The sequence below is a fragment of the Streptomyces sp. O3 genome (assembly GCF_054788135.1).
Genome location: NZ_JBTVYK010000090.1, coordinates 1 through 14,765, shown reverse-complemented (window position 1 = coordinate 14,765; position 14,765 = coordinate 1). Strand labels below are relative to the sequence as shown.

General features: G+C 72.1%; 17 protein-coding genes and 1 pseudogene. 10 read left to right on the top strand and 8 right to left on the bottom strand.

Translation table 11 applies throughout. The features are described from left to right. A partial coding sequence (locus ACX6XY_RS28920) for a biotin carboxylase N-terminal domain-containing protein (protein WP_308435431.1) occupies nt 1–78 on the bottom strand: 78 nt, incomplete at its 3' end. 376 nt (nt 79–454) lie between these two features. Here ACX6XY_RS28920 and ACX6XY_RS28915 point away from each other — a divergent pair. Beyond that, a pseudogene (locus ACX6XY_RS28915) lies at nt 455–903 on the top strand (hypothetical protein). Between the two features lie 65 nt (nt 904–968). Here ACX6XY_RS28915 and ACX6XY_RS28910 read toward each other — a convergent pair. The 4 genes from ACX6XY_RS28910 to ACX6XY_RS28895 form a co-directional block, all read right to left on the bottom strand. Further along, nucleotides 969–1,586 carry a Maf family protein gene (locus ACX6XY_RS28910; RefSeq protein ID WP_460337180.1) on the bottom strand — a complete coding sequence of 206 codons (618 nt, stop codon included), beginning with the start codon at nt 1,584–1,586 and terminating at the stop codon, nt 969–971. A 113-nt stretch (nt 1,587–1,699) separates the two neighbouring features. Beyond that, nucleotides 1,700–1,831: a morphogenic membrane protein MmpB gene (gene mmpB, locus ACX6XY_RS28905; RefSeq protein ID WP_460337177.1), complete on the bottom strand. Its 132-nt coding sequence runs from the start codon at nt 1,829–1,831 to the stop codon at nt 1,700–1,702. Between the two features lie 82 nt (nt 1,832–1,913). Then, nucleotides 1,914–2,123 carry an acyl-CoA carboxylase epsilon subunit gene (locus tag ACX6XY_RS28900; protein ID WP_460337174.1) on the bottom strand — a complete coding sequence of 70 codons (210 nt, stop codon included), beginning with the start codon at nt 2,121–2,123 and terminating at the stop codon, nt 1,914–1,916. A gap of 26 nt (nt 2,124–2,149) precedes the next feature. Continuing rightward, entirely contained in the window at nt 2,150–3,748 is a 1,599-nt protein-coding gene (locus ACX6XY_RS28895; RefSeq protein WP_460337171.1) for an acyl-CoA carboxylase subunit beta, read from the bottom strand. Nucleotides 3,749–3,879: 131 nt separating this feature from the next. Here ACX6XY_RS28895 and ACX6XY_RS28890 point away from each other — a divergent pair, with 131 nt between their 5' ends. The 5 genes from ACX6XY_RS28890 to hutH all read left to right on the top strand — a co-directional run bounded on the left by ACX6XY_RS28890 (nt 3,880) and on the right by hutH (nt 10,165). After that, entirely contained in the window at nt 3,880–4,740 is an 861-nt protein-coding gene (locus ACX6XY_RS28890; RefSeq protein ID WP_460337168.1) for a biotin--[acetyl-CoA-carboxylase] ligase, read from the top strand. Between the two features lie 148 nt (nt 4,741–4,888). Continuing rightward, on the top strand, nt 4,889–6,097 hold the full coding sequence (locus tag ACX6XY_RS28885) for an adenylate/guanylate cyclase domain-containing protein (protein ID WP_460337165.1): 1,209 nt from the start codon (nt 4,889–4,891) through the stop codon (nt 6,095–6,097). 84 nt (nt 6,098–6,181) lie between these two features. Next, the gene (locus ACX6XY_RS28880) at nt 6,182–6,979 is read left to right on the top strand and encodes an enoyl-CoA hydratase/isomerase family protein (RefSeq protein WP_460337162.1); all 798 of its coding nucleotides are present in this window, start codon (nt 6,182–6,184) and stop codon (nt 6,977–6,979) included. Between the two features lie 432 nt (nt 6,980–7,411). Next, nucleotides 7,412–8,560, top strand: a complete 1,149-nt coding sequence (locus ACX6XY_RS28875) for a GGDEF domain-containing protein (protein ID WP_460337159.1) — start codon at nt 7,412–7,414, stop codon at nt 8,558–8,560. Between the two features lie 66 nt (nt 8,561–8,626). Then, nucleotides 8,627–10,165 (top strand): histidine ammonia-lyase, encoded by a 1,539-nt coding sequence (gene hutH / locus ACX6XY_RS28870; protein WP_460337183.1) that lies wholly within the window; start codon nt 8,627–8,629, stop codon nt 10,163–10,165. 22 nt (nt 10,166–10,187) lie between these two features. On the opposite strand, the gene ACX6XY_RS28865 is transcribed toward hutH, so the two are convergent. Further along, nucleotides 10,188–10,448: an LAETG motif-containing sortase-dependent surface protein gene (locus ACX6XY_RS28865; RefSeq protein WP_460337156.1), complete on the bottom strand. Its 261-nt coding sequence runs from the start codon at nt 10,446–10,448 to the stop codon at nt 10,188–10,190. A gap of 109 nt (nt 10,449–10,557) precedes the next feature. On the opposite strand from ACX6XY_RS28865, the gene ACX6XY_RS28860 reads away from it, so the two are divergent. From ACX6XY_RS28860 to ACX6XY_RS28845, 4 genes are all read left to right on the top strand, one after another. Continuing rightward, nucleotides 10,558–10,914, top strand: coding sequence for a hypothetical protein (locus ACX6XY_RS28860; protein WP_460337153.1), 357 nt, complete (start codon nt 10,558–10,560; stop codon nt 10,912–10,914). 195 nt (nt 10,915–11,109) lie between these two features. Next, on the top strand, nt 11,110–12,390 hold the full coding sequence (locus tag ACX6XY_RS28855) for a L,D-transpeptidase (RefSeq protein WP_460337150.1): 1,281 nt from the start codon (nt 11,110–11,112) through the stop codon (nt 12,388–12,390). A gap of 202 nt (nt 12,391–12,592) precedes the next feature. Next, a complete protein-coding gene (locus tag ACX6XY_RS28850) occupies nt 12,593–13,051 on the top strand; it encodes a winged helix-turn-helix transcriptional regulator (protein WP_460337147.1) in 459 nt (152 codons plus the stop codon). Nucleotides 13,052–13,238: 187 nt separating this feature from the next. Next, a complete protein-coding gene (locus tag ACX6XY_RS28845; RefSeq protein WP_460337144.1) occupies nt 13,239–13,634 on the top strand; it encodes a VOC family protein in 396 nt (131 codons plus the stop codon). A gap of 15 nt (nt 13,635–13,649) precedes the next feature. Here ACX6XY_RS28845 and ACX6XY_RS28840 read toward each other — a convergent pair whose 3' ends face one another. Next, nucleotides 13,650–14,102, bottom strand: coding sequence for a hypothetical protein (locus ACX6XY_RS28840; RefSeq protein WP_460337141.1), 453 nt, complete (start codon nt 14,100–14,102; stop codon nt 13,650–13,652). Nucleotides 14,103–14,171: 69 nt separating this feature from the next. Continuing rightward, complete coding sequence (locus tag ACX6XY_RS28835; RefSeq protein WP_460337138.1) at nt 14,172–14,684, bottom strand: hypothetical protein; 513 nt, start codon at nt 14,682–14,684, stop codon at nt 14,172–14,174. Nucleotides 14,685–14,765: the final 81 nt, after the last annotated feature.

The window sequence follows — 14,765 nt, the reverse complement described above, 5'->3', positions numbered from 1 at the left end:
CGCGATCCCCGCGTCCCGGCACGCCCGGGCCACCCGAACAGCGATTTCGCCACGGTTGGCGATGAGCACCTTGCGCACGATGGCTCCCTCTCCTTGAAACAAGCCGAGTTTAGGGACTGCCGACACGGCACCACGACCCGTCCCCTGCGGTGAGTTTGCCCACACTGGCTTGGGTTGCGCTTGGCTCGGGCCCGCCCGAACCCGCGAAGTCCCTTGTCGCCCCACCGTACGCGGGCTTCCCGAACTGCAGAGTAACTCTCCGGTGTGGTGAAGGTCTCTATCCGTGAGATCAGCGACTCCTCACGATTCTTTGTGGGGACTCTACTAATCGGCAGCTCTGACTTTGCCGCGCGCCCGCCTCTTGTCCGGTGCTTTACCCGTTAGTAACGTTCGCGCTGATCCCCCCAACGTACGCACCGGGACAGCCGAATCAGTCGAAAGAGGGTGGAGCGCCATGGCGCTGTCGCGCACACCGGGCAGACCGGTCACTCTGGCGGCGGCGCTCGTGCTCTTCGCCGAGGCCGTGGGCATCGGGCTCCTGAACGGCTTCCTCGGCCTGGTCGTCGACCGGCAGGCGATGTCACTCGGCGGGCTGGACCCGCGCGTCATGTCGGTGTCCGCGTGGGTCGCGGGCGGGGTGTTCGGCGGCTACCTCGCGCTCTGCGCGGTACTCCTGCTGCGCGCCGCGCCGCGCTGCGCGACCGCGCGCTGGGCGGGTTCGCGCGCGGGGTGCTGATCAGCGCCGCCGTCGCGCACGGGCTGCTCGGCGCGTTCGCGGTGGGCCTGGTGGGCTGGGCGGCGTTCGGGTTCCTGATGGCGGTGCTCGCGCTGATCGTGCTCAGCCTGATGACGTACGCGGCCGAGCCCACCGCCGAGCCTCCGGCACACGCCACCCCGGCCTGAAGACCTGACAGGCCACACAAGACGAGCAGCCATGCGAGCCAGACGAGCCATGCGAGCCGTACGGGCTACTCGACGACGGCCGTCGCCCACAACTCAGTGATCGACACACCGAGCTCGGCGAGCAGACGGCGCAGCAGCGGCAGCGAGATGCCGATGACGTTGCCGGGGTCGCCCTCGATGGAGTCGATGAACGGCGCCGAGCGCCCGTCCAAGGTGAAGGCCCCGGCGACGTACAGCGGCTCGCCGGAGGCGACATAGGCGGCGACCTCGGCGTCCGACGGATCCCCGAAGTTCACCGTGGTGGACGCGGTGGCGGACACCGACCGCCCGGACGCGGTGTCGATCACGCAGTGCCCGGTGCGCAGCACGCCCGCGCGGCCGCGCATGGACTTCCAGCGGGCGGTGGCCTCCTCGGCGTCGGCGGGCTTGCCGAGCGCCTGGCCGTCCAGTTCGAGCACGGAGTCACAGCCGACGACCAGCGCACCGGCGGCCTCCGCGCGGGCGGCCACGGCGGCGGCCTTCGCCTCCGCCAGTACGCGGGCGAGCTCGCCCGGTGTGGGCGCGGTCAGCGCGTCCTCGTCCACCCCGCTGACGATCACCTCGGGCGCGAGCCCGGCATCGCGGAGCTGGCCGAGACGGGCGGGCGACTGGGAGGCGAGAACGAGGCGACGAGACTCAGACATAGGACTCAGCGTAACGGGAGGCCACACAAGCGAACACCGAGATCCGCGCGCAGACGCGCAGAAGCACAGGCCCACACACCCACACACCCACACACCCACAGAAACTCAGTGCCTCAGTGCGCCCCAAGCACGAGCATCGCCAGAATCATGGCCAGGGCGACCACCACACTGGCGCGGCGCAACATCGCCTGGGTCTCCCGCAGTTCCTCGGGCGGATCGTCGTCCTCGGGGTCAGACCAGAGCATTCCATGATCATGCCGCCCGAAACGGGTGGGACGCCTGAGTACGCGTACTCAGCCGCCCCACCCAACAGGACTAGAACAGCTGTCAGCCCGGCCAGTACGTACGGCCCCAGGTCTGCGGCCCCGGCGCGGGCAGCCGGTGCCGGGCCACCCGTGCCGGGTCCGACCACGCGTCGGCGGGGCGGGGCGCGCCGGGCGCCTCGGACGCGGCGACCGCGGCGCGTGCCCTGACCACCGCCAGGGCGGCAGCGAGCTCCTCGGGGGTCGGGTTGCCCCGTACGACCTTGATCGTCATGGCGGCTCCTAGAGGGGCGGGAAGGGCTAGAGGGGGATGTTGCCGTGCTTCTTGGGCGGCAGCGACTCGCGCTTGGTGCGCAGCTGACGCAGGCCGCGCACCACCTGGCGGCGGGTCTCGGACGGCAGCACCACCGCGTCGATATAGCCGCGCTCGGCCGCCGTGTACGGGTTGAGGAGGGTGTCCTCGTACTCCTGGATCAGCTCGGCGCGCACCGTCTCGCGCTCCTCGTCGGACGCGGCCGCGATGGCGCGCCGGTGCAGGATGTTCACCGCGCCCTGCGCGCCCATCACCGCGATCTGCGCCGTGGGCCAGGCGATGTTGAGGTCCGCGCCCAGGTGCTTGGAGCCCATCACGTCGTACGCGCCGCCGAACGCCTTCCGGGTGATGATCGTGATCAGCGGGACGGTGGCCTCGGCGTACGCGTAGATCAGCTTGGCGCCGCGGCGGATGATGCCGCCGTACTCCTGGTCGGTGCCGGGCAGGAAGCCGGGCACGTCCACGAACGTCAGCACCGGGATGTTGAACGCGTCGCAGGTGCGCACGAAACGCGCGGCCTTCTCCGACGCGTCGATGTCCAGGCAGCCCGCGAACTGCATCGGCTGGTTGCCGACCACGCCCACCGGGCGGCCCTCGACCCGGCCGAAGCCGGTGAGGATGTTCGGCGCGAACAGCGCCTGGGTCTCGAAGAACTCGGCGTCGTCCAGGACATGCTCGATCGCGGTGCGCATGTCGTAAGGCTGGTTGGCGCTGTCGGGGATCAGCGCGTCCAGCTCGCGGTCCTCGTCGCTGAGTTCGAGGTCGGCCTCCTCGGGGAAGGCGGGCGGCTCGCTCAGGTTGTTGGAAGGCAGGTAGGAGAGCAGGGACTTGACGTACTCGATGGCGTCCTTCTCATCGCCCGCCATGTGGTGCGCCACGCCCGAGGTGGCGTTGTGCGTACGCGCGCCGCCGAGCTCCTCGAAGCCGACGTCCTCGCCGGTGACCGTCTTGATGACGTCGGGCCCGGTGATGAACATATGCGAGGTCTGGTCGACCATCACCGTGAAGTCGGTGATCGCGGGGGAGTACACCGCGCCGCCCGCGCACGGGCCGACGACCAGGCTGATCTGCGGAATCACCCCGGAGGCGTGGGTGTTGCGGCGGAAGATCTCGCCGTACATGCCGAGCGCGCTGACGCCCTCCTGGATGCGCGCGCCGCCGGAGTCGTTGATGCCCACGACCGGGCAGCCGGTCTTCAGCGCGAAGTCCATCACCTTCATGATCTTCTGGCCGAACACCTCGCCCAGCGCGCCGCCGAAGACCGTGAAGTCCTGCGAGAAGACCGCCACGGGACGGCCGTCGACGGTGCCGTAACCGGTGACGACACCGTCCCCGTACGGGCGGTTCTGCTCCATGCCGAAGTCGGTCGAACGGTGCCGTGCGAACTCGTCCAGCTCGACGAAGGAGCCCTCGTCGAGCAGCAGGCCGACCCGCTCACGCGCCGTCAGTTTCCCCTTGGCGTGCTGCTTTTCCACCGCACGCGCGGAACCCGCGTGGGTCGCCTCGTCGATCCGGCGCTGAAGATCCGCGATCTTGCCCGCGGTCGTGTGAATGTCGTGTGCTGCCATGGCGTCTCGCTCGGCCATCGGGATGCGGCTCCCTGCCTGGTCACGGATCGATAGTCGATAAAGGGGGATCGTCAGAGCTACTGGTGCGTAGCGTAACGGCGCGGGCGGCACTCGGCAGTGCGGCGTTTACCACACCTAGTCTGTCTTGCATGACGACACCAGAGCCGTACGGCAACCGCTGGTCCGACCTCGACAGGCCCCCGCTGGACGCGGCCGCGCTGCGCCGCGGCCTGGTCAGGCCCGACGGGCTGTGGACCTCTCTCGACGTACTGCCCACGACCGGATCCACCAACGCGGACCTGGCCGCCCGCGCCACCGCCGGGGACGCGGACGAGGGCGCGGTCCTGGTCGCCGAGGAGCAGACGGCCGGGCGCGGCCGCCTGGACCGGAGCTGGACCGCGCCCGCGCGCTCCGGGCTGTTCTTCTCCGTACTCCTGAAGCCGTCCGGCGTCCCGGCCGAACGCTGGGGGTGGCTGCCGCTGCTCGCCGGGGTCGCCGCCGCGACCGGGCTCGCTCGGGTGGTCGGCGTGGACCTGTCGCTCAAGTGGCCCAACGACCTGCTCGCCACGGTCGACGGCGAGGAGCGCAAGATCGGCGGCATCCTGGCCGAGCGCGCGGGCGACGGCGTGGTCATCGGCATCGGCGTCAACGTGACGCTGCGCGCCGACGAGCTGCCGGTGCCGGGCGCGGGCTCGCTGGCGCTCGCGGGCGCGAAGGAGACGCACCGGGACCCGCTGCTGCGGGCCGTGCTGCGGGAGTTGGACCAGTGGTACGACGCCTGGTGCGCGGCGGGCGGCGACCCGGCCGCGTCCCGGCTCCAGGAGACGTACGCGGCGGGCTGCGCCACGCTGGGCCGCCAGGTGCGGGCCGAGCTGCCCGGCGAGCGGACGGTGACCGGCGAGGCGCTGGCCGTGGACGGCGAGGGACGGCTGGTCATCGGCACGCCGGAGGGCGTCCGGGAGCCGGTGAGCGCGGGGGACGTGGTGCATCTGCGGGCCGCCGAGAGCTGAGGCGCCGACCGTCCGTCCAGGAGGAAGTCAGCCGATGTGGCCATCTCCCGGACGGACTCGAGGTCGGCATACGTGAGCCAGGGCACACCTGTCGTATCGTTGAGGCCGGTCGATAGCAGGCCGTGGCAGATCGGAAGGGCAATACGCAGTGACCGTCGACGACACGGGCTCCGGCACGGGCACACCCCCTGCCTCCCGGCATGCCGACGACGCCCCCGCCGCCCAGGCCGACGACCCGGCGGCCCAGGGCGAGGAGCCCGCCCCTCTGACCGCCGGAGCCGCCAGCAGAGGCGACGACTCCCCAGGGCGCGCCGACGACCCCCTCGCACTCCGTCTGGAACAGCTGATCCTCGGGGCCGAGCGCCGCTACACCGCGTTCCAGGCGGCCCGTACGGCGGGCGTCTCCATGGAGCTGGCGTCCCGTTTCTGGCGGGCCATGGGATTCCCCGACATCGGCCAGGCCAAGGCGCTCACCGAGGCGGACGTACTCGCGCTGCGCCGCCTGGCGGGCCTGGTCGAGGCCGGGCTGCTGAGCGAGGCGATGGCCGTGCAGGTGGCCCGCTCCACCGGCCAGACCACGGCCCGCCTCGCCGACTGGCAGATCGACTCCTTCCTGGAGGGCCTCACCGAGCCCCCCGAACCGGGCATGACCCGCACCGAGGTCACCTACCCCCTGGTCGAACTCCTGCTCCCCGAACTGGAGGAGTTCCTGGTCTACGTCTGGCGCCGCCAGCTCGCCGCCGGGACTCTGCGGGTGGTCCAGGTCGCCGACGACGAGGAGATGGTCGACCGCAGACTCGCGGTCGGCTTCGCCGACCTCGTCGGCTTCACCCGGCTGACGCGGCGCATGGAGGAGGAGGAGCTCGGCGAACTGGTCGAGGCCTTCGAGACCACGGCGGCCGACCTGGTCGCCGCGAACGGCGGTCGGCTGATCAAGACACTCGGCGACGAGGTGCTGTTCGCCGCGGACGACGCGGGCACCGCCGCGGAGATCTCGCTGCGCCTCATCGAGACGATGGCCGGTGACGAGACGATGCCCGAACTGCGGGTCGGGATCGCGTTCGGGACGGTCACCACGCGGATGGGCGACGTCTTCGGCACGACGGTGAACCTGGCGAGCCGACTCACGTCGATAGCGCCCAAGGACGCGGTGCTGGTCGACAGCGCGTTCGCCGAGGAGCTGTCCCGTACGGGGGATGCGCCGGCGTCCGAGGCGGAGGCCGCGGTGGAGGCCGAGAAGGCGGCGGAGGCGGGCGAGGAGCCGCCCTCCTACCGCTTCGCACTGCGGCCGATGTGGCAGCGGCCGGTGCGCGGCCTGGGCGTCATCGAGCCCTGGATGCTCTCGCGCCGGGCCTAGGCCCTGTGCGCGGGCACCCCTTGGCTGGACCCACGCCCCCTGGCATGATCCGGATAACGCTCGTTAACCAGAGGTGGAGGGGTCATGGCGGAGCAGCGCTTCGGGGAGTACATCGCCGTACGGCGGCACGGTGACGGCGGGCATGTCGCCGAGTTCGTCCTGGACCGGCCGAAGGCCATGAACGCCGTGTCCACCGAGATGGCCCGCTCCATCGCCGCGGCCTGTGACGCGCTCGCCCAGGACGGCGACGTCCGCGTCGTGGTCCTGACCTCCAGCAACGACCGCGCGTTCTGCGTCGGCGCCGACCTGAAGGAGCGGAACTCGTTCTCCGACGCGGAGCTGGTGCGCCAGCGCCCCACCGCGCGGGCCGCCTACACCGGCGTACTGGACCTGCCGATGCCCACGGTCGCCGCCGTGCACGGCTTCGCGCTCGGCGGCGGCTTCGAGCTGGCGCTGGCCTGCGACGTGATCGTGGCGGACGCGACGGCGGTGGTCGGGCTGCCCGAGGTCTCGGTCGGCGTGATCCCCGGCGGCGGCGGTACGCAGCTGCTGCCGCGCCGGGTCGGCGCGGCCCGCGCCGCCGAGCTGGTGTTCTCGGCGCGCCGGGTGGCCGCGGACGAGGCGCGCGAGCTGGGGCTCGTGGACCAGCTCAGCGAGGACGCGCGGGGCGCGGCGCTGGAGCTCGCCGCGGCCGTGGCGAAGAACTCGCCGGTCGGGCTGCGGGCGGCGAAGCGTGCGCTGCGGCTGGGGCATGGGCTGGATCTGCGGGCGGGGCTTGAGGTCGAGGACGCGGCGTGGCGTTCGGTGGCGTTCTCCGGGGACCGGGCGGAGGGGGTCGCCGCGTTCAACGAGAAGCGCGCCCCGCGCTGGCCGGGCGAGTAGCACTCGCCCGGCCGACGCGGGGCGGCACCCTGTGCCGCCCCGCGTCGCGGGGGAGGGTGTCGCTCTGCGGCCCTGTCGGGACGGTTGACCGGGGTCGGTGGGTTGTGCCCACCCTCCCCCACTCTCGGCTTCGCTCGAGCGGGAGGTGCCCCCCTCGCCCTGCGGAACGTATGCCCACAACAGTCAGACGGGACGTACGCCCACCCACCCGCAGCCGTGGAGCTGACGTGAGGGGGTGGGGTGGGGGGTGCGAGCGGAGCGGGGACTGTGACCTGGGCAGCACGCGGTTCGCAGCTTCCGGGTTATCAGTCGCCGTGAGCACGTACCCCCCACCCCGCCCCCGCCCCACAACGAACAGAACGCACACACCCCACGCCCCCTGTTCGCCGTATCAATGTCCCGGATTGGGTGGAATGTCCCTAACCTGGGTTAATGGCTGAGGAAGACCGGCTGCGCGCCGTGGTCACCCTGGCGCAGGCCATGGCCGCCGCGCACACCCCGCGTGAGTCCTGGTCGGCCGCCGCGCAGGGCGCCAGGCGCGCCCTGGCGGCGAGCTTCGCCGCGCTGTCCGTATGGGAGCGCGAGCGCAGCCGACTGCGGGTGCTGGTCAACGCGGGGGAGCGGGCGCCAGGGGAGGAGGAGTTCCCCGAGGCGGAGGCCTACCCGGTGCACCAGTTCCCGGAGATCACCGAGTTCCTGCACGAGCGCTGGGCGGGCGGCGGCGAGCCGGACGCCTGGGTCGAGACGGCCGAGGGGCCGACGGCCGGTGACGGCGGCTACTGCCACCAGCGGGTGGCCGCGCTGCGCCGCCGAGGGCGCGGCAGCTGCGTGGTCGCGCCGATCGTGCTCCACGGCCGCGCCTGGGGCGAGCTCTATGCCGCGCGACCGGTCGGCGCTCCGGTCTTCGACCGGGCCGACGCGGACTTCGCCTCGGTGCTCGCCGCCGTCGTCGCGGCCGGGCTCGCGCAGACCGAGCGCCTTGAGGAGGCGCGGCGGCTGGCGTTCACGGACGCGCTGACCGGTCTCGCCAACCGGCGTGCCGTCGACGCCCGCCTCGACGAGGCCGTCGAGCGGCACCGCGCCGACGGCACCGTAGTCTCGCTGGTCGTCTGCGACCTGAACGGCCTCAAGCGGGTCAACGACACCCAGGGCCACGCCGTCGGCGACCGCCTGCTGGAACGATTCGGCTCGGTGCTGTCGCTGTGCGGCGCGATGCTGCCCGGCGCGCTCGCCGCCCGGCTCGGCGGCGACGAGTTCTGCCTGGTCTCGGCGGGCCTCCCGGCCGACGACGTGGTGCGGGCCGCCGACGAGCTGTGCGTACGCGCCGCCGAGCTGGAGCTCGGCGACGGCGTGGCCTGCGGGGTCGCGTCGACCGGCGACCCGATCGGCCAGGTCCGCTCCGCCCGGCGGCTGTTCCGGCTCGCCGACGCGGCCCAGTACCGCGCCAAGGCGGCGCGCGCGCCCAAGCCCGTCGTGGCGGGCCGCGAGGGCCCCGACGACCCCGTCGTACGCCTCGCGGACGCCCCCGCGCCCCCGCTGCCCCCGCCGCCGTCGGCGGAACGCCGCCGCTTCCGCAGGTGAGGCGGCGTAAGGGGAGAACACCTCGTGACAGCTGACGATTCAGTCCGTAGGGTGCTGAATATGGATATGCAAACTGTGGAGCTGGGGACCTCGGGGACGACCGCGGCCGACGTGGTCGCGGTGGCCCGCCAGGACGCCCGGATCGAACTCTCGGCCGAGGCCAGGTCCGCCCTCGCGGCCTCCCGCGAGATCGTGGACGCGCTGGCCGCCAAGCCCGACCCCGTCTACGGCGTCTCGACCGGCTTCGGCGCGCTCGCGACCCGGCACATCAGCCCCGACCTCCGCGCCCAGCTACAGCGCAACATCGTCCGCTCGCACGCGGCCGGAATGGGCCCGCGCGTGGAGCGCGAGGTGGTCCGCGCGCTGATGTTCCTGCGCCTCAAGACGGTGTGCTCGGGCCACACCGGCGTACGCCCCGAGGTCGCGCAGACCATGGCGGACATCCTGAACGCGGGCATCACCCCGGTCGTGCACGAGTACGGCTCGCTGGGCTGCTCGGGCGACCTCGCCCCGCTCAGCCACTGCGCGCTGACCCTGATGGGCGAGGGCGACGCGGAGGGCCCCGACGGCACCGTACGCCCGGCCGGCGAACTCCTCGCCGAGCATGGCATCCGGCCCGTTGAGCTGCGCGAGAAGGAAGGGCTCGCGCTGCTCAACGGTACTGACGGCATGCTCGGCATGCTGGTGATGGCCCTCGCCGACCTGGAGCGCCTCTACCGCAGCGCCGACGTCACGGCCGCGCTCTCGCTGGAGGCCCTGCTCGGCACCGACAAGGTGCTCGCCCCCGAGCTGCACGCGATCCGCCCGCACCCCGGACAGGCCGCGGCCGCCGCCAACATGCTGCGGGTGCTGGCGGGTTCGGGCCTGACCGGCCACCACCAGGACGACTCGCCGCGCGTCCAGGATGCGTACTCGGTGCGGTGCGCGCCGCAGGTCGCGGGCGCGGGGCGGGACACCATCGCCCACGCGCGCGTGGTCGCCGACCGCGAACTGGCCGCCGCCGTCGACAACCCGGTGGTACTCCCCGACGGCCGGGTCGAGTCCAACGGCAACTTCCACGGCGCCCCGGTCGCGTACGTCCTGGACTTCCTGGCGATCGCGGCGGCCGACCTCGGCTCGATCGCCGAGCGCCGCACGGACCGGCTGCTCGACAAGAACCGCTCGCACGGGCTGCCGCCGTTCCTGGCGGACGACGCGGGCGTCGACTCCGGCCTGATGATCGCCCAGTACACCCAGGCCGCGCTGGTCAGCGAGCTGAAGCGGCTCGCCGTACCCGCCTCGGCCGACTCCATCCCGTCATCGGCGATGCAGGAGGACCATGTCTCGATGGGCTGGTCGGCGGCCCGCAAGCTGCGCACCGCGGTCGACAACCTCGCCCGGATCGTCGCCGTCGAGCTGTACGCGGCCACCAGGGGCATCGAGCTGCGCGAGGGCCTCACGCCCGCTCCGGCGTCCCGCGCCGTGATCTCGGCGGCCAGGGCGGCGGGCGTCTCGGGCCCCGGCCCCGACCGCTACCTCGCGCCGGACCTGGCGGCCGCCGAGGCGTTCGTACGCGGCGGCGGACTGCTCGAAGCGGCGGAGTCCGTGACGGGTCCGCTGGCCTGAGGTCAGGGATCGCCGGACGGGCTCAGAGTGAGCCCGTCTCGCGGCGTACCGCGTAGCAGACGAGTCCCGCCCCGGCCGCCAGCGAGACCGCCCCGCCCACCACGTACGGCGTGGTGTCCGTGTGCCCGGTCTCGGCCAGCCGGGGCCCCGCCGCGGCGGTGTCCGAACCCGGCGCCGCCTGCGGTTCGTCCGCCGTGGCGTTGGCGGACGGCACGAACCACAGGGCGCCCAGCACGGCGGCCGCCGCGGCGGCGGTGAGCAACGGACGACGCGCTACGGACACGGAATCGATCCCCCTTGTGGAACTGGCGATTTGGCCGTGTGGGGCGATGCTAGTGAAAGTCGCGGGTCGGGGGAAAGCCGCCGGGACCAGGCACCGTACGCTCCGTCATATGAGCACCCCTGAGACATCCCGTTTCGTGCGGCTTCGAGTGGACCTGGTGTTGGAGGTCACCGACTCCGACGAGCTGACCGACGCCGCGCTCGCGCGCATCGCGGACGACGAGACGATGCCGGACGCCGAACGCGCGCACGCGGACTCCGCGGTACGCGAGGACGCGGCCGAGGCGCTGGCCTATCTGGTCGACCCGTTCGACCTGGTCGGCGAGGTGCCGGGGATCGACCTGGCGCAGGCGTCGTGGAGCAGCGAGCCGGTCGTGTACGACCCGGACGGACCGGACTGGGACGACGACCTCGACGACGAGTTCGACGGCGACGCGGACGGCGAGCCCATCGAGAGCGGAACATAGCCTCGTACGCACACGACACACGCGACACACACGACATACGCGACACACGGCGCACGCGGAGACGTGTCGTACCCCACATTCCGGCCGAGCGTGGAACCAGGCGAACCGGAAAGCGTGTTGTACCTGTTGGCGGGGGGTATCGGGCTTGGGAGCCGACTCTGCCCGCCAACGGGGATTCCTGGGGATTCGGCAACGATGGAGAAGCGTGTGATATCGGACAGCAAGCGGCGCAGAGGCCTCACGGCCATGTCCGCACTGCTCGGCGGCGTGCTGGTGCTCTCTGCGTGCAGCGGCGGCTCGGGCGACGGCGACAAGGACTCCGACGCCTCGAAGAAGCCGCAGGTGCAGTCGCAGTCCCAGGCGGACGAGGCGGCCGCCGAGGAATCCTCCAGCGCCCGAATAAAGATCACGCCCGAGAACGGCGACCAGGGCGCCAGCATCAACAACGCGGCGCGGGTCGAGGTGACCGACGGCACCCTCAGCAGCGTCTCGCTGCGCACCGCCGACGGCGCCGAGGTCCCCGGCACGCTCTCCGCCGACAAGAAGTCCTGGCAGCCCGACGGCCAGCTGAAGCGGGCCACCTCGTACCAGATCACGGCCGAGGCCACGGACTCCGAGGGCCGCGCGGCGCACGAGAACTCCTCCTTCACGACCGTCGCGCCCGACAACAGCTTCATCGGGAACTTCAAGCCCGAGGCGGGCTCCACGGTCGGCGTCGGCCACCCGGTGTCGATCAATTTCGACAAGCCGATCACCGACAAGAAGGCCGTGCAGACCGGGATCACCGTGTCGTCCGACAGCGGCCAGGAGGTCGTCGGCCACTGGTTCAACAGCCAGCGCCTGGACTTCCGCCCCGAGGAGTACTGGAAGGCGGGTTCCACCGTCACGCTGAAGCTGGACCTGGACGGCGTCGAGGGCGCCGACGGCGTCACCGGCGTCCAGCAGAAGACGGTCACCTTCAAGGTCGGCCGCAGCCAGATCTCCACGGTCGACGCCAAGACCAAGCAGATGACGGTCGTCCGGGACGGTAAGACGATCAAGACCATCCCGATCTCGGCGGGCTCCCCCGAGAACAAGACCTATGAGGGTCAGATGGTGATCTCCGAGAAGTTCACGGAGACCCGGATGAACGGCGCGACGGTCGGGTTCACCGACGACGACGGCAAGGGCGAGTACGACATCAAGGACGTGCCGCACGCGATGCGGCTGTCCACATCGGGCACCTTCATCCACGGCAACTACTGGGGCGACAAGTCCATCTTCGGCTCCGCCAACACCAGCCACGGCTGCGTCGGCCTGGAGGACAAGCAGGGCGCCGACGACCCGAACACGCCGGGGGCGTGGTTCTTCGAGAACTCGATGCTCGGCGACGTGGTCACCGTCAAGAACACCGGCGACGAGACCATCAAGCCGTCCAACGGCCTGAACGGCTGGAACATGGACTGGGCGGACTGGAAGGCGGGCTCGGCCGTCTGAGCCCAGGCGACACACGGAAACGGCCCGCTGGAGCGTGATGATCGCTCCAGCGGGCCGTTCGCCGTCGTAGACCCCCGTGCTACGACGGCGAACGCGTCCCCCGAAGGGGCTGTCGATGACGTACCGCCAACAGCCGTCGGGCCCGCGCCGTTCCGCTAGTCTCCAGACTCTCCAGCATCTGGCCACAGTAGGAGGCGAGTTCGTGACTCACCGAACGGTAAGCCACGCGCGCGTGCGGCTCTCCGGGCAGCGCGAGCGCTCCGAACAGCGCGAGCGCTCCGAACAGCGCGAGCGCTCCGAACAGCCCGAGCACCCAGGACTGCCCGATGACGCGTTCGCCGACGCGCCCATGCCCGATCCCGACTGCCCCGTCGAGATCGCCCTGTCCGCGCTGCGCGGCCGCTGGACCACGCTGGTCATCCGGGAGTTGCTGCGCGGCGGCGGGCCGCAGACCTACAGCGAGCTGGCCGCCGCGCTGCCCCCGCTCTCCGACAAGGTGCTGGCCGACCGCCTGGACCAGCTCGTCGCCGCGGGCGTCGCCGAGCGCGTCCGCACCGCGGGCTGGCCGAGCACCGTGACGTACGCGCCCACCCCGCGCGGCCGGGCGCTCGGCCCCGTACTCCAGGCCCTCTGGGACTGGGGCGCCGGAGCCACGGCCTGATCGCGGAGGTCTCAGGTCCCAGGACTCGGGAGACTCGGGACCTACGCCGGAATGTCGATAGTGCGGACGAGGTGCCACCCTCTAGCGTTTCCGGTGACCGCACCGCACCGCACCGCACGGCATCGGACCGCACCGCACCAGACTGGCCGGGCCGGGCCGGGCCGGATCAGCAGGAGGGGGCAGCACCATGTCCATCGACCTCAACCACACGATCGTCCACGCCCACGACAAGCGGGCGTCCGCCGCGTTCCTGGCCGGTCTGCTGGGCCTCGAAGTCGGCGAGCCCTACGGTCCGTTCATCCCGGTGCAGACGCACAACGGAGTCACGCTCGACTACCTCGACCAGGCGTACACCGGCCCTGGACCGATCACCCCGCAGCACTACGCGTTCCTCGTGTCGGAGGACGAGTTCGACACGGTGTTCGCCCGGATCAAGGCGGCGGACCTGCCGTACTACGCCGACCCCGCGTTCCGGCACGCGGGGCGGATCAACACCAACGACGGCGGACGCGGCGTGTACTTCAGGGACCCGAACGGGCACTCCATGGAGATCCTGACCCGCCCGTACGGCAGCGGCGCCTGACGCTCCCGGAGCGCGTCACCCCGTGCGGGCGAAGCCCCGCAGATACAGCTCGCGCAGGGCATGCCGGGCGGGCGGATCGGACAGCCGCTCGGCCGCCCAGCGCAGGAAGTCGCGTTCCAGGGTGTCGATCCAGTCGTGGCCGGGATCGAACGGCCCCGGCGCGAGGCCGGCGGCCTCGACGGTCAGTTCACGGCCGCCCGGCCCGTCGACCGTGAACAGCCCCGCCCCGTCGGCCGCTTCGGACCACCGGACGCGGACGTCCGGGGCGCCGCAGTCCCAGCGCCGGTCCCCGTACTGGAGCCACAGCCGCCCGGCGTGCGCGTAGACGGCGGCCACGGACGCCCGCCGCCCCTGCGGCAGGGACACGAACCCGTGGCAGGGTCCGGGCGGCGCGGACGCCGACACCCGCCCGGACAACGGCTCCAACGCCCAGACAGCGTCGTACCGTTCGTAGTCCCGGACCGTCACCGTATGCGGCGTATGCGGCGTATGAGCCGCGTGCGGTGTGCGAGGCGTGCGAGGCATGTGTGCCGCCGCTCAGCTGTGCGGTTCGAGGCCGAGTTCGCGGTCGACGGCCGGGTTGCTCCGGGTCGAGGCCTCGATGACGGCCTGCCAGCTCCCGTACTTGGCGTACAGCTGGTCGGCCGTCGGGCCCAGCGGGTTGCCGTACTTCTCGATGTTCCGCTGCTCCAGCGCCTCGACGTCCTCCGGCGACATCCCGGCTCGGGTGATGTCCTTGGCCTCGTTCCGCATCCGTACCAGCTCGCGGGCGATCTCCTCGTCGGAGCGGCACTGGGCGCGCATCTCGGCCTCGACCTCCTTCATCTGGTCGATGAGCCCGTGGTACCGGATCCGGATCTCGCGAGCCTGCGCGCGTTCCTCCGGGCTCATCTCCCGGATGCGGCAGACGACCGGCTCCGGACTCGTACAGGGCTCGGCCCGGACGGCGGCGTACGACGCCGACCGCTCGACCGCCGACGCGGCGACCGGCGAGACGAGCCCCCCGACCAGCGCGACCAGCGCGACCAGCGCGGCGAGCACGGCGAGCACGGCGGTCCGCGCGGTCCGCGCGGGCGGTGGCGGCAGCGGGGGCGGCGGGGGGGGGGGGGGGGGGGGGGGGGCGGCCCCCCC